We start from the raw sequence: 23,171 nt of genomic DNA, 5'->3' as shown, positions 1-23,171 counted from the left end.
CTCACCACCAAGACCATGGACATTCAATGCGACTACCTGGTAGTCGGTACCGGCTCGGCCGGGGCGGTGGTGGCCAATCGGCTTAGCGCCGACCCGGCTGTTTCGGTGCTGGCTTTGGAGGCAGGCCCGCGCAATAAGAACAGATTCATCGGCATTCCGGCGGCGTTTTCCAAACTGTTCCGCAGCGAGGTCGACTGGGATTACCTGACCGAACCGCAGCCGGAGCTCGGTGGGCGCGAAATCTATTGGCCGCGAGGCAAAGTGCTCGGCGGGTCCTCGTCGATGAACGCGATGATGTGGGTCCGCGGATTCGGCGCGGACTACGACGAATGGGCATCGCGGGCCGGTCCGGACTGGTCGTACGCCGAAGCGCTCGGCTACTTCCGGCGCATCGAGAATGTCACCGATGCCTGGCATTTCGTCAGCGGCGACGATAGTGGCGTCAGCGGTCCCCTGCACCTGTCCCGTCAGCGCAGCCCCAACGGGCTGACCGCCGCCTGGCTGCAAGCCACCCGGGAATGCGGATTACCCGCCGCGCAACCGAATTCCGTTGCCCCGGAAGGGTTCTGCGAGACCGTCGTTACCCAGCGTCGCGGCGCTCGGTTCAGTACCGCCGACGGCTACCTGAAGCCGGTGATGCAACGCAAAAACCTCACCGTGCTCACCGAGGCCACCGCGACGCGAATCGTGTTCGACGGGACCCGCGCCGTCGGCGTGGAATACCGGAGCAAGGGCCAGACCACCGTCGCCTACGCCCGCCGCGAGGTCATCCTGTGCGGCGGCGCCGTCAACAGCCCGCAGCTGCTGATGCTCTCCGGCATCGGCGACCGCGACCATCTCACCGAGCACGGCATCGACACCGTCCACCACGCTCCCGAGGTGGGCCGAAACCTGCTCGACCATCTCGTCACACCGCTGGGTTTCGCCGTCGAGAAGGGCAGCTTGGCGGCCGCGCAAACGCCCAAGCAGCTGATCAACTACCTGACCAGGCGCCGCGGCATGCTCACCTCCAATGTCGGGGAGGCCTACGGCTTTCTCCGCAGCCGGCCCGACCTCGAGCTGCCCGATATCGAGCTGATCTTCGCCCCGGCGCCGTTCTACGACGAGGGCCTGCTGGTGCAGTCGCCGGGACACGGGGTGGTGTTCGGGCCGATTCTGGTGGCGCCGGAAAGCCGCGGCCAGATCACGCTGCGCTCGGCCGACCCGGCGGCCAAGCCGATCATCGAACCGCGTTATCTGTCCGATCCCGGTGGCGTGGATCGCGCTGCGATGATGGCGGGCCTGCGGATATGCGCCCAGATCGCCGAAGCTCCCGCGCTCAAGCCCTTCCTGGGGCCCATCGCGCGGCCCCGCAACCGCACTGAATTGAACGAGGAGACCCTCGAGCTGGCGCTCACAAACTGCTCGCACACCCTCTATCACCCGCTCGGTACCTGCCGGATGGGCAACGACGAGGCCAGCGTGGTGGATCCGCAGCTGCGGGTGCGCGGAGTCGACGGCCTGCGGATCGCCGACGCATCGGTGATGCCCAGCACGATCCGCGGGCACACGCACGCGCCCTCGGTGCTGATCGGGGAGAAGGCGGCTGATCTGATCCGCGGTTGAGCCAGTCACCGGCAGAATGGGGCAATGGCGGTCCGACGGCAATGACCATGAACGCGAAGCGGCGCCGGGTGCACGCGAGGCTGGCGAAGCTGCCCGGGGTGGGAACGGTGCGCCGGCCGGTGTCACCGGGCGACGACGAAGAGTTCGACCTGTACTACGTGCGCGCCGGCCGCAAGTCCAGACAACCGCTGGTGCTCATCCCGGGCGGACCGGGCATGGCCTCGGTACTCCCTTACCGGGGGTTGCGGCGCCGCGCGGCCGCAGCCGGCCTTGACGTCATCATGATCGAGCACCGCGGGGTGGGCATGTCGCGCCACGACGACTGCGGCGTGGATCTACCGCCGGAAGCGATCACCGTCGATCAGGTGATCGACGACGTCGCGGCGGTGCTCGACGACGCGCACGTGGAGTCGGCCGTCATCTACGGCACGTCGTATGGCACCTATGTCGCTGCCGGGCTGGGCGTCCGGCATCCCCGACTGGTGGCCGCGATGATCCTGGACTCACCGGTGCTGTCCCACCAGGACATCGCGATTGTTCGTGACGCCATTCGCGGCCGGCTGTTGGAGGGCGACACCGCGGAAACGGCCGCTTTGGCACCTAAGATGCGCCGACTGGTCGATGCCGGGATCATGACAGCCTCCGCGGGCCAGATCGCGGCGACGGTCTACGGCCACGGCGGGCCCGATTTACTCGAACGCCAACTCGATCTGTTGCTCCAAGGCCGAATGCTGTTGTGGACAGCGCTATCCCGGGTCGGCGCGATAGTCTCGCGCAAAGTTCCGTACCGCCTCGAACTCGACCTGGTAGGCCGCATCGCATTCCGCGAACTCGACTACGCCGCCGAACCCGACGGACTCCCGATCGACCCCGCTCTGGCCTTCCGCGAAACACTAAAAGTGACAGATCATTTCGTCGCAGAACCATTCGACCTATCCGTCGAGATGCCGAAATTTCACTGGCCCACGGTGGTGGTAGCCGGTGGCCGTGACCTCGTCACGCCGTCCGCGGTGTCCGAGCGGGTGGCGGCACTGGTGCCGGGCGCGACCCTGCTGCGCTTGCCGACCATGTCGCACAGCGCGGTGGACTTCCGGGAACCGGCCGCATTGGCCATCGCCGCGGCGGTATGTCGTGGCGACATCGACGGGCTTGTCGAGCGGGCGCGGCAACTGGACGCGCTGCCGCCGCGTCTTTATCTGCGCCTGCTGTGGAAGGCAATTCAGCTGGCGGCCACGCTCGAGTCGGCGCTGTCGGCGTTGTCGGCCGGCCGCCGAGGACGGCCGCTACCGCACCCCGTCAAGTACGCATGAACCCGATGTCGGTGTACTCCAAATCGGCCAGGCCCGTCGCACCGAAGTTGGCCAGCGTGCTGCGCACCGCCACGTCGCCGGGCGACTGAGTCAGCGGCAGGCTGAATCCCTCCGCCCAAATGAGTTTGTCGACGTCATTGGCCAACGCCCGGGCCTTGCCCGGATCAAGCTCCGCGAGCGTTCGCTCGATGGCCGCGTCGATTTCCGGGCTGCCGATCTTGCCGAAGTTGCTCTCCCCGTCGGACGCGTAAATCTGGGTGAGCCCGGACAGCGGGAACGCGTCGCCAGACCAGCCGAACAATGCGATGTCGAACGCTCCGACGTTGACGTAGTTGCTGAAAAAGCCGCTGCCGGAGCGCGATTGAAGCTCGAGCTTGACGCCCACATCGGCGAGGCTGTGCTGAGCGATCTGCGCGAACTGCTTGCTGCCCTGCGAGTCGTAGAACAACAGCCGCACGACCAGTTGGTGGCCATCCTTCTCCCGGAATCTGCCGTTGAGCTTCCAGCCCAGGGCATCGAGATCGCGTTCGGCTTGCTCGGGGTCGTAGGGCAGGACGTTGCCGTTGTCCTGATAGCCCTCCTGGCCGGCGACGAAGATGTGGTTACTCAACGGCTTTGGATCACTGGCCAGCCCGTACAGGGCGACCTTCGCGATCGTTCGTCGGTCGATGCCCTTGCATACCGCCAGCCGCAGGGCGGTGTCAGCAAGGATCGACCCGGCAGCGCCGTTGAAGGTGAAATGGCTCCAGCTGGGCGCGGGCGCGCGGCGGATGGAGATGCCTTTGGTGCGCTCGGCAATGGCGAGCTGGTCCAGGGAGCCGATCCCGGTCGCGTCGATCGTATTGTTCTGCAACGCCGGCAACCGTGCCGCATCGTCGAGGACCAGATAGGTGATGGTGTCCAGCCGTGGCTGCTTGCCCCACCATTTCGGGTTGCGGGTCAAGGTGATTCGCTGCGTGGCCCGATCGAGGGTGGACACGATGAACGGTCCGGCGGACGGGCCGGGGGCGTCGATCGCGCCCTTGTTGAATGCTTCGGGTGTGGCGGTGACGGCGCTGGGCAGCAGCATGCCGTTGCCGGCGAACATGCCCCGCCACTCGGCGTAAGGCTTGGCGAAAGTGACGATGGCCTGCCGGTCATCGACGCCGCGGGTCACCGAGGCGACGCGGTCGGCGCCGTTGGGAGAGGCGAACTCGAATGCCTTGTCCACGCCGCTGGTGGCATGGATCTGGTTGGCGATGTCGTGCCAGGTGATCGGGGTGTCGTCGGACCAGAATGCCTTGGGGTTGATGGTGTAGGTAATCACCTGGGGGTTGGTGCCGGTGAGTTCCACGCTGGTGAAGAAGTCGGTGTCCACCGTCGTAGAGCCGTCCGGGCCGATGCGGAAGGCCCGCGGCAAGGTGGCCTTCATCATCCCGGCGACTTCGGCCTCGTTCCCGTCGATGTTCAAGACGTTGAAGTTGGCCGGGAAGTTGCTCATTGCCAGCCGCAGATTGCCACCGTCGCGCAGGGTGGCCGGATTCTGCGGATTGATGTCGCTGCTGGTGCCCAGGCTGGTGTGTCCGGCGGCGGGGGGCGTCACCTGTACCGCCGAGCATCCCGACAACACCAGGGCGCCGAGCAGCATCGCGATGAAAAGCCTCGCCCGGCTAGACATTTCTGCCCGGATCGGGTTGGGGTACCGCGCCCAGCAGCCGGCGCGTGTACTCGTGCTGTGGATTGCCGAAGACCCCCTGGCTGTCGCCGTGCTCGACGACGGTTCCGCGAAACATCACCACCACCTGGTGCGCAAGGTGCTTCACCACCGAAAGATCATGGGAGACGAACAGATACGACAACATGAACCGTTCTTGTAGGTCGAGTAGCAGGTTGATGATGCCGGCCTGGATGGACACGTCGAGCGCGGACACCGGTTCGTCGAGGGCAAGTATCTTGGGCTGCAACGCCAACGCTCGTGCGATACCGATGCGCTGCTTCTGCCCGCCGGAGAACTCGGCGGGATAGCGGCTGGCGTCGGCACGGCGCAGGCCCACGATGCCCAGCAACTCGTCGACCCTGGCATGGATGTCGTCCTTGCTGAAACCGTTGGCCTGCAATGGTTCTGCGATTAGATCGAAAACGGGTAGCCGCGGGTCCAGCGAGGCCACCGGGTCCTGGAAGACGACCTGAATGTCTCGTCGCAGCGCCCGCCGGCTGCCGACATCCAGGGCGGCGACGTCGTTTCCGAGCACTTCGATCGAACCTGACTGTGGGGCAACGAGTTCCAGGATCTGATGCAAGGTGGTCGACTTGCCCGAACCGGATTCGCCGACGATGCCCAGGGTGCGGCCGCGCTGCAGCTCGAAGCTGACGCCGTCGACGGCGCGCAGCTCGCCGACCGACCGGCGCAGCAGCACCCCCTTGGTCAGCGGGTAGGTCTTGACCAGGTCTTGCACTCTCACCACCACGGACGAGTCGTCCGGCTCGGCGGCGAGCCGTTCGGTGCTGACGCCGTAGATGTCGGCCGCGCTGCGGCCGGTGACCTGGTCGGTGCGTATGCACGCCGCCCGGTGGTCGGCGGCCACCTCGATCAAAGGTGGCTCGGCAGCACGGCATTCGTCGATCGCCAGCGGGCAGCGGGGCGCGAATGGGCATCCGGGATCCAGCCCGGCCAGCGACGGCGGTGCGCCGGGGATGGGCACCAGGCGGGTGCCCTGCGCGGCGGTCAACCGGGGAACCGAACCCAACAGTCCGACGGTGTAGGGCATCCTGCGGTCCCGGTAAAGGTCGTCCACTCCGGCGGATTCGATGACGCGGCCGGCGTACATCACCAGCGCCCGATCGGCGAATTCGGCGACCACTCCCAGGTCGTGGGTGATGATCAGCACACCGGCGCCGGTTACGTCGCGCGCCTTCTTGAGCACTTCCAGGATCTGCGCCTGCACGGTGACGTCGAGTGCGGTGGTGGGTTCGTCACAGATCAACAGGTCGGGATCATTGGCTATCGCGATCGCGATCACCACCCGTTGCCGTTCGCCTCCGGACAGCTCGTGCGGAAAGGCGCGGGCACGCCGTTCCGGTTGTGAGATCCCCACCAGCTCAAGCAATTCCACCGCGCGAGCGCGCGCCGCTTTCCTGCCGACCGCGGGCTGATGCACCCGGATCGCCTCGGCGATCTGGTCTCCGACGGTGTAGACCGGGGTCAGCGCCGACATCGGATCCTGGAACACCGTGCCGATCATCCGGCCGCGATAGCGTGACATCTCGTTATCGGCCAGCCCCAGCAGCTCGGTGCCGGCCAGCCGCACGGAGCCGCGCACCTGCGCGTACTCCGGCAGCAGCCCGACCACGGCCATCGCCGCGGCGGACTTGCCCGATCCCGACTCGCCGACCATGGCCACCACTTCGCCCGGGTCGACGCGATAGCTGATGCCGCGCACCGCGGTCACCGGATCTCCGTCGGTGGGGAAGGCGACGGCGAGGTCGCTCACCTCGAGCAGCGGGCTCATCGGCCACCGCGTCGCAGGGTTCTGCTGCCCGGATCCAGCGCGTCGCGCAGGCCGTCACCGGTTACGTTGGCGCACACCAGAATCAGCACCAGAACGCCGGCGGGGAACAGGAACACCCAGGGGAACGTGGTCGCGGACGCGGTGCCGTCGGCGATCAGGGTGCCCAGTGAGACGTCCGGCGGCTGGATGCCGAAACCCAGGAAGCTCAAGCCGGTTTCGGCCAGGATGGCGAAGGCGACATTGAGGGCGGCGTCGATGATCAGGATGGACGCCACATTGGGCACCACGTGGCCGACGATGATCCGGCGGCTGGATACACCCATATACCTTGCGGCCCGGATGAATTCGCGGTCACGCAGGCTCATCGTCATGCCCCGCACCATGCGGGAGCTGACCATCCAGCCGAACCCGGCCAGCAGCAGCACCAGGAACATGATGTTGGCCGAGCTCTTGGTGCGCGGCGTCACGATCGCGATCAGGATGAAGCTGGGCACCACCAGCAGCAGGTCCACCACCCACATCAGGGCACGATCCCGCCAGCCGCCGAAATAGCCGGAGACCGCCCCGACGGTGGCGGCTATTCCGGTCGATATCACCGCAACGCACACACCGATCAGCATCGACTTCTGCATGCCCCGCAGGATCTGGGCCAACAGGTCCTGGCCCAGCGCGTTGGTCCCGAACCAGTGCCGGGTGTTGGGCGGCTGCAGCAGCGCGTCGAAATCGAGGTCTTCATAGGAGTAGGGGAGCACCGAAGGCAACGCGTAGCAGCCGACGAACAGCAGCACCAGCAGCCCGAGCGATGCCACCGCCGTCCGGTTGCGCAGGAACCGCCGCAGCACCAGGGTGCGCCGGGACTTGAATTCGACGGTGTCCGTTGAGGTTACGGCGCTCATGACACCCGCACCCTGGGGTCAAGCGCGGCATAGAAGACGTCGGACAGCAGGCCGGCGAGCAAGACCACCGCGCCGGAGAATACCGTGATCGCGGCAACGATGTTGGTGTCCTGCGTCGAGATGCCGCGAATCGCCCACTCGCCCATGCCATGCCAACCGAAGATCTTCTCGACGAACACCGCGCCGGTGACCAGTCCGGCCACCCCGTAGGCGAACAGCGTGGCCATCGGTATCAGCGCCGTGCGCAGTCCGTGCTTGACCAGGGCGCGCCGCCGGGTGAGTCCCTTGGCGCGTGCGGTGCGAATGAAATCCTGGCCGAGGACGTCGAGCATGGCGTTGCGCTGATAGCGGCTGAATCCGGCGGCAGCGCCGAGTGCCAGCGTGAGTGAGGGCAGCACCAGGTGCTGCAGCCGGTCGCCCCAGTGGTCCCAGAACCCGCCGGTCACGCCCGGCGAGGTCTCCCCGGTGTAGTCGAAGAGCTGAACGCCCAGTCCCCAGTTGACCCGTAGCGCGGCCAGGATCAGCAGGTTGGCGATCACGAACGTCGGCGTGCTCAACACCAGCAAGGCCAACATGGTGACGACCCGGTCGCTGAGCCGATACTGGCGGATGGCGCCCCACGCCCCGAGCACCACGCCCAGCACCGTGCCGACCACCGAGCCGACCACCAGTAGCCGCAGGCTGACTCCGATTCGCCGCCCCAGTTCAGTGCCGACGGGCTGGCCGGTGATGGTCTTTCCGAAGTCGCCGTGCACGGCATGGGAAACCCAGTTGGCGTAGCGAAGCGGGATCGGCTTGTCCAAGCCCAGATCGTGGGCCTTGGCGTCGATGACTGCTTGCGGCGGGCGGGGGCTGCGCTGCATCAGGCTTTCCAGCGGCGAGAACGCGAGCGACGTCAGGCAATACGTCAAGAAGGAGGCCAGCGCCAACAGGATGAGGTAGTTGAGCAACCGGCGAGCCAGAAAGCGTGTCATGTCCGACCACGATGTCGCATTGGGACAGGGTAGCGAGGCCGGGCCGGGTGGCCCAGTAATCCTTTGTAATCCGGGTGATTCGCACCGGTGTAGTGCGGCTCGCCGGTTGTTAAGATCCACGACGATTTCGGATCTGGGCAGCAAATTCCATACCGCGAAACCCGAGGAGACTGGTGTGACGGTTACCGATGACTACCTGGCCAACAACGCCGAATATGCCGGCGGCTTCCAAGGACCGTTGCCGCTGCCGCCAAGCAAGCACATCGCGGTGTTGGCGTGCATGGATGCCCGTATCGACGTCTACCGTGTGCTCGGCATCAAAGAGGGCGAGTCCCATGTGATCCGCAATGCCGGCGGCGTGGCCACCGACGACGCCATACGCTCGCTGGCCATCAGCCAGCGGTTGCTGGGCACCCAGGAGATCATCCTGATTCACCACACCGACTGCGGGATGCTGACGTTCACCGACGACGACTTCAAGCGCACCATCCAGGACGAGACCGGAGTCAAGCCGCCGTGGGCGGCCGAGGCGTTCCCCGATATCGCCGAGGACGTCCGCCAGTCGTTGCGGCGCATCGAAAACAGCCCGTTCGTGACCAAGCATGTGTCCTTGCGCGGGTTCATCTTCGACGTCGCCACCGGCAAACTCGAAGAGGTCACGCTGTAGTTCTTCTGGCGACGTAGTTCTTCTGGCATCGACGAGACAGCAGCCAGGTACATCCGCCGCGGCGTGTCGTGTGCCTGGCTGCTGTGTCGCGATGTCTGTCAGCCCACCTTGACAGGTAGCATCTTCGCCAACGGTTTCGCAATCGAACCGTCATTGACAGGGCCGTTCCCGGCTGGTTCTATGACAGGTAATGGTGACAAACTTGGTCAGTTCGGCCAACTTTACTGAGAAATCTTAAGGAAGTACATGACCGGCACTGTGACAGTCGGCCCGGCGGCCGGGCAATACGAGCTGAGCCATCTGCGCTCGCTGGAAGCCGAGGCGATCCACATCATCCGCGAGGTGGCCGCCGAATTCGAGCGGCCGGTGTTGTTGTTCTCCGGCGGCAAGGACTCGATTGTCATGCTGCACTTGGCGCTCAAGGCGTTTCGGCCGGGGCGGCTGCCGTTCCCGGTGATGCATGTGGACACCGGTCACAATTTCGATGAGGTGATCGCCACGCGCGACGAGTTGGTGGCCGAATCGGGCGTGCGGCTGGTGGTGGCCTCGGTGCAGGACGACATCGACGCCGGCCGGGTGGTCGAGACGATCCCGTCGCGAAACCCGATCCAGACCGTGACATTGCTGCGCGCCATCGGCGAGAACAGGTTCGACGCGGCCTTTGGGGGAGCGCGGCGCGACGAGGAGAAGGCGCGGGCCAAGGAGCGGGTGTTCAGCTTCCGCGACGAGTTCGGGCAATGGGACCCCAAGGCGCAGCGGCCCGAGCTGTGGAACCTCTACAACGGCCGCCACCACAAGGGTGAGCACATCCGGGTGTTCCCGCTCTCTAACTGGACGGAGTTCGACATCTGGTCCTACATCGGAGCCGAGAAGGTTCCGTTGCCCTCAATCTATTTCGCCCACCGGCGCAAGGTGTTTGAACGCGACGGGATGTTGCTGGCCGTGCACCGGCACATGCAGCCGCGGGCCGGCGAGGAGGTGTTCGAGACTACGGTGCGGTTCCGCACCGTCGGCGACGTGACGTGTACCGGTTGCGTGGAGTCCGACGCCGCCACCGTCGCCGAAGTCATCGCCGAGACCGCGGTGTCGCGGCTGACCGAACGCGGCGCGACCCGGGCCGACGACCGCATCTCGGAGGCCGGGATGGAAGACCGCAAACGGCAGGGGTACTTCTGATGACTTTGTCCGCTACGCTCCTCCGCCTCGCGACGGCCGGCTCCGTCGACGACGGCAAGTCCACTTTGATCGGGCGGCTGCTCTACGACTCCAAGGCGGTGATGGAGGACCAGTGGGCGTCGGTGGAGCAGACGTCGAAAGAGCGCGGTCATGAGTACACCGACCTGGCTCTGGTCACCGACGGGCTGCGGGCCGAACGCGAGCAGGGCATCACCATCGATGTCGCCTATCGCTATTTCGCCACTCCCAAGCGGAAATTCATCATTGCCGACACCCCAGGGCACATCCAGTACACCCGCAACATGGTGACCGGTGCGTCCACCGCCCAGCTGGTGATCGTTCTCGTCGACGCCCGGCACGGCTTGCTCGAGCAGTCCCGCCGGCACGCCTTCCTGGCGTCGCTGCTGGGCATCCGCCACTTGGTGCTCGCTGTCAACAAGATGGACCTGATCGATTGGGACCAAACGAAATTCGAAGAGATTCGCGACGAGTTCCATGCCTTCGCCGCCCGCCTCGACGTGCAGGACGTCACCTCCATCCCGCTTTCCGCACTCAACGGCGACAATGTGGTGACCAAGTCCGACGTGACGCCGTGGTACGAGGGTCCAGCGCTGCTGACTCACCTCGAAGAGGTGTACATCGCCGGTGACCGCAACCTGGTCGACGTGCGGTTCCCGGTGCAGTACGTGATCCGGCCACACACCTTGGAGCACCAGGACCATCGCAGCTACGCGGGCACGGTGTCCAGCGGTGTGATGCGTCCGGGTGACGAGGTGGTGGTGTTGCCGATCGGCAAGACCACCAAGATCACCGCCATCGAGGGCGCGACCGGCCCTGTGGCAGAAGCGTTTCCACCGATGGCCGTTTCGGTGAGCCTGGCCGATGAGATCGACATATCCCGCGGCGACATGATCGCCCGCACCAACAACCAGCCCCGGGTCACCCAGGAATTCGACGCGACCGTGTGCTGGATGGCCGATTCCGCTGCGCTGGAGCCAGGCCGCGACTACGTCATCAAGCACACCACCCGCACCACCCGCGCCCGAGTGACCGCGCTCGACTACCGGCTCGATGTCAACACCCTGCACCGCGACAAGAGCGCAACGGCGTTGAAACTCAACGAACTTGGCCGCATCTCGTTGCGCACCCAGGTGCCGCTGCTACTCGACGAGTACACCCGCAACGCCAGCACCGGCTCGTTCATCCTCATCGACCCCGACACCAACGGAACGGTGGCGGCGGGCATGGTGCTGCGCGACGGCACAGCCCGCACCGCAAGCCCGAACACGGTGCGGCACAAGTCACTTGTGACCGCCGCGGATCGGGCGTGCCGGGGCCGGACCATCTGGCTCACCGGCCTTTCCGGTGCCGGCAAGTCGTCGGTGGCCATGCTGGTGGAGCAGAAGCTGCTCGAAAGCGGCACTCCCGCATACGTTCTCGACGGCGACAACCTTCGGCACGGCCTGAACGCCGATCTCGGGTTCAGCATGGCCGACCGTGCGGAGAACCTGCGCCGTCTGGCGCATGTGGCGACGCTGCTCGCCGACTCCGGCCAAATCGTTTTGGTACCGGCCATCAGTCCGCTCGACGAGCACCGGGAGATGGCCCGAAAGGTAAACGCGGACGCCGGATTTGAGTTCTTCGAGGTGTTCTGTGATACGCCGCTGCAGGAGTGTGAGCGGCGTGATCCCAAGGGGCTGTATGCAAAAGCGCGCAAAGGCGAAATCACCCACTTCACCGGTATCGACAGCCCGTATCAGCGGCCCAAGAATCCAGATCTGCGACTCACCCCCGAGCTGTCGTTGGACGAGCAGGCGGCGGCCGTCATCGACCTGCTGGGGCCGCGGTCGTAGCGGTCTGGCCACAGCAAACTCGCAGGGGTGGGGTGGCACAATCGGTGTCCATGCGGATGTCGGCCAAAGCGGAGTACGCGGTGCGGGCGATGATCCAGCTGGCCACCGCCGACAGCGGCACCCTGGTCAAGACCGATGATTTGGCGCAGGCGCAAGGCATCCCCCCGCAGTTTCTGGTCGACATCCTGACCAATCTGCGCACCGATCGGCTGGTGCGCAGCCACCGCGGCCGCGAGGGCGGCTATGAGCTGGCCCGGCCGGGGCACGAGATCAGCATCGCCGATGTGCTGCGCTGCATCGACGGGCCGCTGGCCAGTGTCCGCGACATCGGATTGGGCGACCTGCCTTATTCCGGGCCGACCGTGGCGCTGACCGACGTGTGGCGGGCGCTGCGGGCCAGCATGCGGTCGGTGCTGGAGGAAACCACCTTGGCTGACGTCGCCGGCGGGGCCTTACCCGAACACGTGGCGCAGCTGGCCGATGCCTACCGCGATCAAGAGAGCAAACGCCACGGCCCCGCCCGCGGCGACTAACTTTTTGTTGCGCGAGCGGGCGTGTCTGTACGGTGACACGCCGCTGCGGCTGTCATTTTGTGCACGCTCGCGCGAAGCCGGCGCCCACCCGGATCGCGGAAATACACGCCGCGGCCGCCGTCTCTGGTGTTGATCTCGCCGGCGCGTTCGGCCCGCGGGTCCGCCCAATGCGGCAGGCCGCGCGCGCTGATCTTGCCGTAGATCGCGTCGAACTCTTCGTCGGAAACCAGGAACGCGTAATGCTGCGGCCTGATCTCGTCGCCGTCGCGGGCGTCGGCGTAATCCAGGCTGGCGCCATGCTCGAGCGTCACGACCATGAAATGCCCGAACGGTTGCGGGCTGGGCAGGCCGATGATCTCGGCCAGAAACTGAGCGGACTCCCGCTTGTCGTGCGACGCGACGATGGTGTGGTTGAAACTGATACCCATCTGCTTCCCTTCTGCCCGGCAGAGCTTGCACGCGAGCGCACCGAAGCGGGCCGCGCTTACTTCGGGGCGGTCAGCTCCAGGGCGATGTTGTCGGGGTCGCGGAACTCCAGAATGTAGGACGGCCCAATGTCTTTGACCGGTTCGTGCGCGATACCGAGATCTTCGAGATGCATTGCGGCCGAGTCCAATTCGGCTTTGCTGCCCATCCGGAACGCGATGTGGTCCAAGCCGGTGCGGTTTTCGTCGAAACGGTCGGCGCTCACCGGCCGCAGTCCCAGCAGCGCGCCGCCCAGGTCGTAGATGACGCCGCCGAACAGGAAGCCCAGCTGGCGCCGCGTTGCCTCGTCGGCGTTCTCCGGAAGCTCGATGAGCACCGGCCAGTCGAACACGCTCTCGTAGAACGCGCGCGAGCGCTCGATGTCGGTAACGGTCAGCCGGACATGGGCAATGGACGTGCTGATCAGGGCCATCCACTCCATGCTGCCAGAATCGGTTCGTGCGGATTGGGATGACTTTGCCGGTAATGGAGCCAGACGTCGACGCGGCCATGCTGCATGACTGGGCGCGGGCAATCGACACGGGGCCGTTCTCGTCACTGTGCTGGGGTGAGCGCATCGCGTTCGACAATCCCGACAGCCTGACGCTGCTCGGCGCGCTGGCTTCCTGGACCGAGCGGGTGCGGCTGGTCACGACGGTGATCGTGCCGCAGTTGCACGACCCGGTAATGCTGGCCAAGGCGCTGGCAACGGGTGATCTACTGTCTCGCGGCCGGTTGACCGTCGGCATCGGCGTGGGCGGCAGGCATGAGGATTACCACGCCGTCGGCGCTGACCCCAAGACCCAGACGATGCGCGCCATGGCGCAGCGCGTGGCGGTGATGAAGCGGGTGTGGGCCGGCGAGAAGACCACCGACTCGGTGCGCCCGGTGGGCCCGATGCCGGTGCAGGCCGGCGGGCCGCAGCTGCTGGTGGGCACCATCGGACCCAAGACCGTGCGCAGCGCCGCGGCGTGGGCCGACGGCATGGCCGGCACCACGCTGGACCTCGACGTCGCCAAGCAGAACGAGCTGTACGACGTGGCGCGGACGGCGTGGGCCGAGGCCGGCAAACCCAAACCTCACCTGGCGACGTCCTTCTGGTTCGCCATCGGATCCCCGGACGAGGCTCGCGCCCAGGTGCATGCCCATCTGCGGCGGTATATGAACTGGATTCCCGCCGAGTACGTCGACGCGATGGCGCCGATGACCGGCTGGGCCGGCAGTACAGCGGAGCTAAAGGCGGTGCTGCGGCGCTTCGAAGAGATCGGCACCGACGAAGTGCACCTGATCCCGACCAGTTCCGACATCGGTCAGCTGCACGGAGCCGCCGAGGTGGCCGCCGAGTTCTAGCTGTGCGCCGGCTGTCCCTTGCGCAGCGTCGCCAGCAGCTCGCGGTGCGGGCCGACCAGGTAGGCGGTGTCGCCGGCCGCCAACCGGGCATCGCGGCGCGGGTGCAGCCGCACGGGCGCGTCCGGCCGGGTGATCGCAATGACGCGGGTCTGGGTCGACAGCTCGAGCATCGGCAGCCCGTCCAGTTCGCTGCCGGCCGCCACGTGCATTCCGCCGACCATGAACGACTGTTGCCCGACGGAGAACGTCCCGAGCACCTGCAAGCCCATCGCGGCGCCGATGAACCACGGCGCCGAAAGCTCCACGGTCGAGCGCACATTGTCGAAACCGAAACGCTGTGCCACCGCACTGCCGAGCCTGCGGTCGTAGATCCGCAGCACCACCGGAACATGCGGGCGTGAGTTGCCGCTCAACATTTCGCGAAGCACGATCCCGGTCTCGATGTTGACCATGTCGTCCTGGGTGAGCACCGCGATGGCGCGGGCGTGCACGACGCGGGCCGATTCCAGCGTCTGGCGTATTGTCGCGTCGCCGAAGATGACCGGGACGTCGAGTTCGGCGGCCGAAGACAGGTAGCGGTTGTTCTCGTCGCGCTCGATCACCGCGACGTCGTAGCCGGCGGCGATCAAATCGCTGACCACCCGGATGCCGAACGAGCCCATCCCGACGACGATGACGTGGTTGCGCAGATGACGTGCCCGCCGGCGACCGGCCGAGTTCGCGAAGCGGCGCGACAGCAACAGGTCGGCGACGAAGGCGACCAGCACCGCGGTGGTGATCACGCCCGCGAACATCAGCGAGATGGAAAACAATCGCAGCCAGGTGGGCTGGTGGATGAAACTGAAGTCCCCGTAGCCCACCGTCGCGATCGTCTCGGTGCTGAAGTACAGCGCGTCGATCCACGTCATGCCGGGCAGCTGATAGCAGACGCGCAGCAGGATCGTCGATCCGATCAGCAGGATGATCATGGCGGCCAGCGCGCGATAGAACATCGGGTTGACGTCGTCGCGCACGGTGCGAACGGAATCGAATACGCGCCGCAGCCGGGGACGGTGGTAGCGCTTGGCCGCCGGCCGGGGCAGCTTGATGCCGCGCGCGGACAACTCGTCTTTGGTGCCGATCATCGCCGTCCAGTCGCCGGCATGCACCGCCAGATCGCGCCCCGGGCAGGTCACCACCTCGCCGGGACGAGGGGAATTCTTGCCGTGAATCACCGCCACCGGGGCCAGGTCGCCATAGATCTCGCGCAGGGTGGCGTCGCGCGGCGCCTCCGCGCCCCAGACCACGAACTGGATTCCGGCCGCCTCGAATGGGTGGGTGTTGTCCGACAGGCAGGCCTCGACGACCGAGGGCGCCGCCAGGTCGGCGACGTCCAGAATGGCGCCGGGCCCGTTGTCGGCGGCCATCGCTTCGCGTAGCACGTCGTTGGCCAGTCGCGCCACCACCCGCACCCGAGAGTTGACTTTCCTTGCCAGCAAAGCGATTTCGAGGTTTTGTGCATCGTCGTCCCCAACGCAGATGATGGCGCTCGCGGGAGCCAGGTCGGCGTCGACCAGCTCGTCGCCGGACAGCTTGACGATGTCCTCGCCGCCGGCCTGCAGCTCATCGACGATGGTCGTCGCCAGTGCGTCGTCGCCGCTGACCACAATGTGACGACGCATGGTCATGCGTCCCGGTTATCCGGCATGCCCACCCCTTAGTGCCGCCGCTGGCTGTTATGACTATCGGGCACCGTACCCAGATGTGCCAGTGCAATACTCGCGGCATGCCCACCGCCCGGCACGGCCGACACAGCATCGACATCGTCGCAGCCCCCGAACTCGTATACGACCTCATCACCGACATCAGCCGGATGGGTGAATGGAGTCCGGAGTGTTACCGCTGCGAGTGGCTCGACGGCGCCACTGCTGCGGCCCCCGGTAAGCGGTTTCGCGGGTACAACCGGCTCGGCCCGATGCGCTGGCAGCGAACCGTGGTGATCGACACCGCCGAACGCGGTCGCGAATTCGCTTTCACGACAGTCAATGACGACGCCGACCGGGCGGAAACCCGGTGGCGCTACACCATGGCGCAGTCGCCGTCGGGCACGTTGCTCACCGAGTCGTTTGAATTCCTGTGGTGCTCGGTGCCCAACAGACTGGCCGAAGTCTTGATCCCGCGGGGACGACAGGTGAATCGCGGCATCGAGCAGACACTGCGCCGCATCAAAGCGGCCGCCGAAACGCCGGATCAGATGTCGCGATAGGGGACGTTGGAGCGAATCACCTCGGCGCCGGGATAGTTACGCCGCAGATAGCGATACAGCGACAGCTCCTTGACGTCGCAGTGCTCGCTCGGCCCCACCAACACCCCGGTGACGGCGCTGCGGTCGAACTCGAATCTGACGCGGGGGACCAGGCCGATGCGTGAGGCGGAATAGAACGTCTCCGACGTGTGCGAGATGAGCCGCTGTTCTGCTTCGCCGACGAACTTGCGGTGCTTCATCGAAGCCGCCAGCGGAATGATGTGTCGCAGCAGGCGCTGATGAGCGGGCCGGAGGTCGACTGCGGCGCCGATCTTGGCCGCGTCGATCAACTCCTCGACGTGTTCGTCCACCAGCTGTGCCACTCGGGCGCCTTGTTTTGCCGGCAGGTACTCCACCGGGTGCAGCTCGGGCGTCGGCGCGGCCGCCGAGATCGGCAGGTCGCCGGCAACCGTGGCCTGCCGGACGGAGTCCTCCATGACCGCGCTGTCGAAGCGAATCGCGTAGCCGCCGTTGGCGTATCCGCGCCATTGGGACAATTCGTCGCCGAACATCGAGAAGCAAGTCACGAATGGGCCGACGTCTTCTTCCAGGACGTCCTTGGTGCGCAACACATTTCGGCACAGCCCGAGGATTGTCGAGGATCGCACGGGGGACTCCACCTCCTGGCCATGCTGTTCGATCATCGCGCAGATGGCTTCCATGCCGTAGGAGAATTCCTGCGAGTCGTTGAGGTAGGCGACGTGAGTGCCCCAGATGTGGGCTGAGTCGAGAATGCCCTTGAGGCCTCTGACGTCGGTGTAGTGGTAGAGACTGCCGTCGCTTTGCCCCAGCGCCGCGGCGCTGCGAGTGTGCACCGACCAGTCGTGTACTTCCTCTGGTGATAGGCCAGGTTCAACAGCATCCGGCATGTCGTTAGTGAAACACGGGCCGATACTGGCGGCGTGCCTTTTATCGAACGCATCGCCTCCCGCGAGATCTACCGGAGCCAGTGGATGGTTCTGCGCGAGGACGACATCCGCCGCCCGGACGGCAGCCCCGGGATCTACGGGGTGGTGGACAAGCCGACGTATGCCCTGGTGATGCCGTACGACGGGCAGCGTTTTCGGTTGGTCGAGCAGTTTAGGTATCCCGTCGGCGCGCGCCGTTGGGAGTTTCCGCAGGGCACCGCGCCCGGGCTGGCCGATGCCGAGCCGGTTGAGCTGGCCAGGCGCGAGTTGCGTGAGGAGACCGGGCTACGCGCGACTTCGTTCGAGGCGCTGGGCCAGATCGACACCGCGCCCGGGCTGACCAGTCAGCGTGGGTGGGTGTTCTTGGCGACGGGCATCGCCGAGGGCGCAGCCCAGCGCGAGCATGAGGAGCAGGACATGCGCAGTGCGTGGTTCGCGCGGGAAGATGTCGAGGAGATGATGCGCACGCAAGTGATAGTCGACTCGCAGTCGATCGCTGCCTACGGGCTGTTCCTTCTGCGGAGGCGATGAACCCGGCTTGTCATGTGATGGTGGCCATCAGCGGGCGAAGCGTTTCGAATAGCCGGTGGCGGTCCCGCAGATAGAAGTGGCCACCGCGCAGCATCTGCACCGAGAAGTCGGCCGTTGTCCGGGAACGCCATTGGTGCAAGTCGGATTCGCTGACCAGCGGGTCTTCGCTGCCGCCGAAGACATGGATCGGGCAGGGCAGCTCCGGTGTGTTGGTTTCCTCGTCGGTTAGGCAGAGCCGCAGGTCGTGGCGGGTAGCCGCGACGGCCCGCTCGTGCAGGGTGGGCCATCGCCGCAGTCCCGACGGCATCCCGCCCAGATCGGACAGGAAAGCGGCGAGCTGATGGTCGTCGAGCAGATCCACGACGTGGATCGGCGGCCGCAGATGTGGTGGCGCGTAAGCGGATAGGAAAACCGCCCGCGGCAGGGCCGAACCCGCCGTCGCCCGCAGACAGGTCAACCGGTATGCCAGCAGCGCGCCGAAGCTGTGGCCGAAGAACATGTGCGGCTCGTCCAGCCCGGATCCCAGCTGATCGTTCACCTCGTCGACGAGGTGGCGCAGGGTGGTGAACCGTTCGCGGTTGGCGACTTCTACCGCGATCACGTCGAAGGCCGGCCGCAACGCCTTGCCCCAGGCGTTGAATGCCAGCCCACCGCCTCCGGCGTGATGAAAGCAGAACAACCGCACGAAACTCACTATCCGCGGGCCGCTTGGTGAATTCTTGAAGAAACCTTGCGCGCGGATCGTAGCCGCGCCGATATCTCGTCGCGTCGTCGAACCAACACCATGAAGACGATGAACATGCGAGTGGCTGTCATGCTCGGCGCGCTTGCCGTCGCGGCGTTCGGCGGTCCCACGGTGTGCGTGCAGGCGGCGAGTCCGGCGTGGACTGGTAAGTACTCGCTGGTGAGGTATGCCGTCGACAAATCTGGCAGCAGCGTGGCCGCAAGCCAGGCCGAGCCGACGTTCAGTGCCGACTACGTTTTCGTCACCGCGTGTACGTCAGGCCAGTGTGTCGCCACCGCGACCAACGGACCCACGCCGAAGAACCCGACACTGCCGGTTCCATCGCACTACGCCTGGGACGGGACGAAATGGGTCGAGCATTTCGATTTTCAATGGGATTGCTATATGGGCGAAGGGGTTTCGAAGGTGTGGGCGCCGGCGCGCTCGTGGGCGTTCTACACGCCGCAGCCGGACGGGTCGCTAAGGGGCACCTGGCACACCGACATCTCCGGCGGCCCGTGTGGCGGATCGGCGGAAATGCCGGTGGCGGCGTTTCCGGTTGGCCAGCGCTGATGGGCCGTTGCGGTGTTCAGTGGGTGGCCGGATCGCCCACGATGTCGGCGGGCCGGACCCGGTGGCGAACCGGCAGCGCGGGCTCCGGCAGCTGCGCGAGCCGATGCAAAGATTCCTTCGATCGCCAATACGCACCGGCATAGTCGAGCAGCGAAATCGACGTGACGAGCAGAGCCAGCGCGATGACCACCGACGTCACCGCACGCCAGCCGACCGATGGCGGCGGCGCGGCGGCGTAGTAGAGCGTCAAGGTCACGATGCAAAGACCCTGAGCAATTCCCTTCAACTTGCCGCTCCACCGCGTTCCGCCGTCACAGCCCGACCGGCGGAGAGAGAGCTGCCGCACGGTCGAGACGGCGGCATCGCGCGCGATCATCACCGCGAGTAGGGGCGCGGGAAATACATCGACGCCGAGCAGGGCCACCGCCTCCGTCGTGCGCGCCACGTGATCCACCGTGCTGTCGGCCATCGCACCCAGTGGCGTCGCCACGCCGAGCCGCCGCGCAAGCTGGCCGTCGAGAACGTCGCTGAGTTCGACGAGCACGGCAAGCACGACCATCGACCAGCGCGCGCGGCCGTCGGGGACCTGCGAGCAGACCAAGAACGCAAGCGCGAGCGGAAGCCTTGCCATCGTGACGCCGAACACCAGCCGGCGTGCTGTGGTGGTTGACATCGTCAATCGGTCTCCGGGGGACAAGGGTCCTGAGCTCACACGATAAGCCTGCGGAGCCGCTTTTCGGGAGCGTTCCGGCGAGTTTGCGGCCGGTCACCTGCAGCTCTTGCTTGCGTTAGAGACAACGATTTGTTCCGAAATTTCTACTAGACGCCGGTATAGGCCCGGCCTAACGTGCCGTTGTAACTCAGCAGCGCATGGACTTTGCACCGCCGTGGAAGGAACACAGATGTCGTCGGTAAACGTGTCGACGGAAGCGGTGATAGCGGCGGCACGTGATCTGAAGGGCCTCGGCGCGTCGATAAGCGAGGCGAACGCTGCCGCCGCGGCGCCGACCAGCACGCTGCTGGCCGCCGGCGGCGATGAAGTATCGGCCGCAGTAGCCGCGTTTTTTCGCGCGCATGCGCACGAATATCAAGCGCTCAGCGCTCAGGCCAACCTGTTTCATCAGCGGTTTGCCGCGGCCTTGCACGCCGGCGCCGGCACATATGCCGGCGCGGAAGCCGGCAACCAACAGCTCCTCAACCTAGTGAATGCGCCCGCCCAGGCGCTGCTGGGACGACCACTGTTCGGCAACGGCGTCAACGGCGCACCAGGCAGTGGAGCCGACGGCGGGCCCGGCGGATTGCTGTTCGGCAACGGTGGCAACGGTGGGTCCGGCACGGCCGGCCAGGCCGGCGGCAACGGCGGAAGCGCCGGCTTCCTAGGCAGCGGCGGGGTGGGCGGCGCCGGCGGAGCCGGCGCGGCGGGCGGTATCGGCGGCAACGGTGGCTGGCTGTGGGGCAATGGCGGGACCGGCGGCCAGGGTGGGCTGGGAATTCCCGGCGGTCATGGCGGCCCCGGCGGTCATGGCGGCAGCGCCGGACCATGGTGGGGTAACGGCGGAGACGGCGGGTCCGGCGGCACGGGCGCGACCGGTGGCCACGGCGGCAATGGTGGGTGGTGGTACGGCAACGGCGGCAACGGGGGTCAAGGCGGAGCGGCGGTTGCCGGCGTCAACGGCGGTAACCCCGGCAACGGCGGCGACGGCGGCGACGCGGCCTATCTGATCGGTGCCGGCGGGAGCGGAGGGCACGGGGGCAACGGCCTGGCCGGCGCCGACGGCGTCAATCCCGTTGCGACCCCGAACGGCTCGGCGGGCCAGACCGGAACCGGTTATGGCACCCCGGGTAATCCCGACGGTCAGGATGCCCCCTCCCTAACCGGCGGTAACGGCCAGCCGGGGGCGGTTGCCGCCAATGGTCAGGACGGGGCCGCCGGTGGCGCCGGCGGCAGTGTTTACACCAGCGGCGCCTCGCCGACTGGCGGCAACGGCGCCGATGGGGGCTCCGGCGGTGCCGGTGGCGGCGCCGGTGGAGCGGGCGGAGCCGGCGGCGTCGGGAATATCACCGGCAATACCCCCACCCAATTCGGGGTCAACGCCTTCGGCGGCAACGGGGGTAATGGCGGCAACGGTGGTGGCCCCGGCGGATCGGGCGGGGCTGGAGGCGCGGGCGGCTCAAGCAACGCGTCGCAGGGCGACGCGTATGCCGGAGTCGGTGGAAATGGCGGCGACGGCGCCCCCAGCGGAATTGCGGGTGGCAACGGGGGAGCCGGAGGCGCGGGCGGCAATGGCGGCAACGCCGGGCTGCTGTTCGGCGACGGGGGTGCCGGCGGCCAGGGCGGGTATGGCGGCGCGGGTGGTGCCGGCGCCCCGGGCGGTGCCGGTGGCGACGGCGGAGCCGGCGGCACCGCCGCCGGCGGCTTCAACTCCTATGGCTATCCATACAGCACCGATCCCAATGCTTCCACCGTTTCCGGTGGTCACGGGGGTAACGGAGCTGATGCGCGGAGTCCTGGCGGTAGCGGCGGCGACGGTGGTGCGGGCGGGCATGGCGGCGCCGGCGCGCGATTCATCGGCAATGGCGGGGCTGGTGGTGATGCGGGCATCGGCGGGGCCGGTGGTACCGGCGGCGCCGGGGGAGCGGCCGGCGCCGGTGGGAACGGAGGCAATGCCGAAAGCGGCATTTTTGTCCTCGGTGGCAACGGAGGCGACGGCGGTAACGGGGGAGCCGGGGGTAACGGCGGTAATGGCGGCGCGGCCGGCGCGGCCGGAACAGGTGGCGCGGCGGGAATGATCGGGTCGCTGGGGGCCGACGGCGGCGCCGGCTCCGGCGGTGCCGGTGGTTTCGGCGGCGCGGGCGGCGCCTACGGAGCCGCGGGCGGCGGTGGCAGCGGCAATCTGAACGGTTCCGCGGGAAACATCGGCATCCAAGGCAACGACGGTGCGCCGGGCCAACCCGGCTAATCCGGACAACGCAGCTAATCGCGCCAGCCCGCCAAGCGGGACAACGCAGCTAATCGCGCCAGCCCGCTAAGCGGGACAGCCGACCCGACTACGCGGCTAAGCGCCCGCTACGGGGACAGCGCGTGACCGTCGATGCCGGTTGCGCCCGCGCCGGCGCCCGCGCCGCCAGCACCACCTGCTCCACCCAAGCCCGGTTTTGCTTTGACCAGATCTTGTACGTGGGCGTCGCCGCCATTGCCGCCGTTGCCGCCGGTGACACCCGCTGTCGAGCTATCACCGCCGACGCCGCCCTTACCGCCGAAACTGAACCCGGGTCCGCTGGTGATGCCCTCACCGCCCCGGCCGCCGAGCCCGCCGGTGCCACCGGCGCCGCCGGCCCCGCCGGCGCCGCCGGTGGCGTTAGCCGCAGACGTGACATTGCCGATCTGACCGTTGCCGCCCTGGCCGCCGGTGCCTCCGGTGCTGCCGCCGCCGCCGGCGCCGCCGCCGCCGGCGGTGGCAGCACCGGTTCCGATGGTGAACGCGCTACCGCCGTCGCCGCCCTTACCGCCGGCGCCGGTACTGCCGTGCCCGCCGGCGCCCCCGGCGCCGCCGGTGACAGCGGCATTCGCGGTGTCGTTGTTGACGGCCGCGTTGCCGCCGGCTCCGCCGGCCCCGCCGCTGGCACCATCGCCGCCGGCTCCGCCGTCGCCGCTGGTGGCTGCTCCCGTTCCGGCGTTGGTCGCGGCGCCGCCGGCACCGCCCTTGCCGCCGGTGCCGGTGGTGCCGTTGCCACCTGCTCCGCCGGCGCCTGCGGTGGTTGATCCCGTTCCATGGTTGGCGGCAAAACCTCCCCCGCCGCCGTCTCCGCCGCTGACACCGTTCCCTCCCCCGC

The 23,171-nt window shown here is 67.1% G+C and carries 21 protein-coding genes and 1 pseudogene; 11 read left to right on the top strand and 11 right to left on the bottom strand.

The window, feature by feature from the left end:
* Positions 1–15: 15 nt before the first annotated feature.
* Positions 16–1,605 (top strand): GMC family oxidoreductase, encoded by a 1,590-nt coding sequence (locus tag BST12_RS21475; RefSeq protein ID WP_083115212.1) that lies wholly within the window; start codon positions 16–18, stop codon positions 1,603–1,605.
* Between the two features lie 41 nt (positions 1,606–1,646).
* Positions 1,647–2,915, top strand: a complete 1,269-nt coding sequence (locus tag BST12_RS21470) for an alpha/beta hydrolase (RefSeq protein ID WP_083115210.1) — start codon at positions 1,647–1,649, stop codon at positions 2,913–2,915.
* Here BST12_RS21470 and BST12_RS21465 read toward each other — a convergent pair.
* Genes BST12_RS21465 through BST12_RS21450 form a run of 4 tightly spaced genes read right to left on the bottom strand, consistent with a single transcriptional unit; the run spans position 2,902 to position 8,273 of the window.
* Positions 2,902–4,572, bottom strand: a complete 1,671-nt coding sequence (locus BST12_RS21465) for an ABC transporter family substrate-binding protein (RefSeq protein ID WP_211281324.1) — start codon at positions 4,570–4,572, stop codon at positions 2,902–2,904. The genes BST12_RS21470 and BST12_RS21465 overlap by 14 nt on opposite strands.
* Positions 4,565–6,403: a dipeptide ABC transporter ATP-binding protein gene (locus BST12_RS21460; RefSeq protein ID WP_083115207.1), complete on the bottom strand. Its 1,839-nt coding sequence runs from the start codon at positions 6,401–6,403 to the stop codon at positions 4,565–4,567. The genes BST12_RS21465 and BST12_RS21460 overlap by 8 nt, the downstream gene beginning before the upstream one ends.
* Complete coding sequence (locus tag BST12_RS21455; protein ID WP_083115205.1) at positions 6,400–7,299, bottom strand: ABC transporter permease; 900 nt, start codon at positions 7,297–7,299, stop codon at positions 6,400–6,402. Before BST12_RS21455 ends, BST12_RS21460 begins: the two co-directional genes overlap by 4 nt.
* Positions 7,296–8,273, bottom strand: a complete 978-nt coding sequence (locus BST12_RS21450; protein WP_083115204.1) for an ABC transporter permease — start codon at positions 8,271–8,273, stop codon at positions 7,296–7,298. The genes BST12_RS21455 and BST12_RS21450 overlap by 4 nt, the downstream gene beginning before the upstream one ends.
* A 175-nt stretch (positions 8,274–8,448) precedes the next feature.
* Here BST12_RS21450 and BST12_RS21445 point away from each other — a divergent pair, with 175 nt between their 5' ends.
* The 4 genes from BST12_RS21445 (at position 8,449) to BST12_RS21430 (ending at position 12,502) form a co-directional block, all read left to right on the top strand.
* The gene (locus BST12_RS21445; protein ID WP_083115202.1) at positions 8,449–8,940 is read left to right on the top strand and encodes a beta-class carbonic anhydrase; all 492 of its coding nucleotides are present in this window, start codon (positions 8,449–8,451) and stop codon (positions 8,938–8,940) included.
* A gap of 246 nt (positions 8,941–9,186) precedes the next feature.
* Entirely contained in the window at positions 9,187–10,116 is a 930-nt protein-coding gene (gene cysD / locus BST12_RS21440) for a sulfate adenylyltransferase subunit CysD (protein ID WP_083115200.1), read from the top strand.
* Complete coding sequence (gene cysC, locus BST12_RS21435; RefSeq protein WP_083115198.1) at positions 10,116–11,969, top strand: adenylyl-sulfate kinase; 1,854 nt, start codon at positions 10,116–10,118, stop codon at positions 11,967–11,969. The genes cysD and cysC overlap by 1 nt, the downstream gene beginning before the upstream one ends.
* Before the next feature lie 50 nt (positions 11,970–12,019).
* Entirely contained in the window at positions 12,020–12,502 is a 483-nt protein-coding gene (locus tag BST12_RS21430) for an Rrf2 family transcriptional regulator (protein ID WP_083115197.1), read from the top strand.
* On the opposite strand, the gene BST12_RS21425 is transcribed toward BST12_RS21430, so the two are convergent.
* Both BST12_RS21425 and BST12_RS21420 read right to left on the bottom strand, forming a co-directional pair.
* Positions 12,499–12,930 carry a VOC family protein gene (locus BST12_RS21425; RefSeq protein WP_245850472.1) on the bottom strand — a complete coding sequence of 144 codons (432 nt, stop codon included), beginning with the start codon at positions 12,928–12,930 and terminating at the stop codon, positions 12,499–12,501. The two genes, BST12_RS21430 and BST12_RS21425, sit on opposite strands and share 4 nt — an antisense overlap.
* Positions 12,931–12,986: 56 nt before the next feature.
* The gene (locus tag BST12_RS21420) at positions 12,987–13,400 is read right to left on the bottom strand and encodes a VOC family protein (RefSeq protein ID WP_083115243.1); all 414 of its coding nucleotides are present in this window, start codon (positions 13,398–13,400) and stop codon (positions 12,987–12,989) included.
* A 38-nt stretch (positions 13,401–13,438) separates the two neighbouring features.
* Here BST12_RS21420 and BST12_RS21415 point away from each other — a divergent pair, with 38 nt between their 5' ends.
* Positions 13,439–14,317 carry an LLM class flavin-dependent oxidoreductase gene (locus BST12_RS21415; RefSeq protein ID WP_083115195.1) on the top strand — a complete coding sequence of 293 codons (879 nt, stop codon included), beginning with the start codon at positions 13,439–13,441 and terminating at the stop codon, positions 14,315–14,317.
* Here BST12_RS21415 and BST12_RS21410 read toward each other — a convergent pair.
* Complete coding sequence (locus BST12_RS21410) at positions 14,314–15,984, bottom strand: NAD-binding protein (RefSeq protein ID WP_211281323.1); 1,671 nt, start codon at positions 15,982–15,984, stop codon at positions 14,314–14,316. The two genes, BST12_RS21415 and BST12_RS21410, sit on opposite strands and share 4 nt — an antisense overlap.
* Positions 15,985–16,082: 98 nt before the next feature.
* Here BST12_RS21410 and BST12_RS21405 point away from each other — a divergent pair, with 98 nt between their 5' ends.
* Positions 16,083–16,562, top strand: a complete 480-nt coding sequence (locus BST12_RS21405; RefSeq protein ID WP_170062174.1) for an SRPBCC family protein — start codon at positions 16,083–16,085, stop codon at positions 16,560–16,562.
* Here BST12_RS21405 and BST12_RS21400 read toward each other — a convergent pair.
* Positions 16,547–17,470, bottom strand: coding sequence for a DUF2971 domain-containing protein (locus BST12_RS21400; protein WP_211281322.1), 924 nt, complete (start codon positions 17,468–17,470; stop codon positions 16,547–16,549). The genes BST12_RS21405 and BST12_RS21400 overlap by 16 nt on opposite strands.
* An 84-nt stretch (positions 17,471–17,554) precedes the next feature.
* On the opposite strand from BST12_RS21400, the gene BST12_RS21395 reads away from it, so the two are divergent.
* Positions 17,555–18,040 (top strand): NUDIX domain-containing protein, encoded by a 486-nt coding sequence (locus tag BST12_RS21395; protein ID WP_211281325.1) that lies wholly within the window; start codon positions 17,555–17,557, stop codon positions 18,038–18,040.
* 10 nt (positions 18,041–18,050) lie between these two features.
* Here the strand turns inward: BST12_RS21395 and BST12_RS21390 are convergent, their stop codons facing one another.
* Positions 18,051–18,734 carry a thioesterase II family protein gene (locus BST12_RS21390; RefSeq protein WP_170062173.1) on the bottom strand — a complete coding sequence of 228 codons (684 nt, stop codon included), beginning with the start codon at positions 18,732–18,734 and terminating at the stop codon, positions 18,051–18,053.
* A 105-nt stretch (positions 18,735–18,839) separates the two neighbouring features.
* Here BST12_RS21390 and BST12_RS21385 point away from each other — a divergent pair, with 105 nt between their 5' ends.
* Positions 18,840–19,337 (top strand): Rv2253 family sensor-like surface protein, encoded by a 498-nt coding sequence (locus BST12_RS21385; RefSeq protein ID WP_483869190.1) that lies wholly within the window; start codon positions 18,840–18,842, stop codon positions 19,335–19,337.
* Between the two features lie 16 nt (positions 19,338–19,353).
* Here the strand turns inward: BST12_RS21385 and BST12_RS21380 are convergent, their stop codons facing one another.
* Complete coding sequence (locus BST12_RS21380; RefSeq protein ID WP_083115187.1) at positions 19,354–20,010, bottom strand: CDP-alcohol phosphatidyltransferase family protein; 657 nt, start codon at positions 20,008–20,010, stop codon at positions 19,354–19,356.
* Positions 20,011–20,239: 229 nt separating this feature from the next.
* On the opposite strand from BST12_RS21380, the gene BST12_RS21375 reads away from it, so the two are divergent.
* On the top strand, positions 20,240–22,297 hold the full coding sequence (locus BST12_RS21375) for a PE family protein (RefSeq protein ID WP_083115185.1): 2,058 nt from the start codon (positions 20,240–20,242) through the stop codon (positions 22,295–22,297).
* A 107-nt stretch (positions 22,298–22,404) separates the two neighbouring features.
* Here BST12_RS21375 and BST12_RS33610 read toward each other — a convergent pair.
* Positions 22,405–23,171 (bottom strand): annotated as a pseudogene (locus tag BST12_RS33610) (PE family protein); the annotation flags it as partial.

Source organism: Mycobacterium angelicum, assembly GCF_002086155.1.
Classification (GTDB): Bacteria; Actinomycetota; Actinomycetes; order Mycobacteriales; family Mycobacteriaceae; genus Mycobacterium; species Mycobacterium angelicum.
This window is presented reverse-complemented; position numbering and strand designations above follow the sequence as displayed.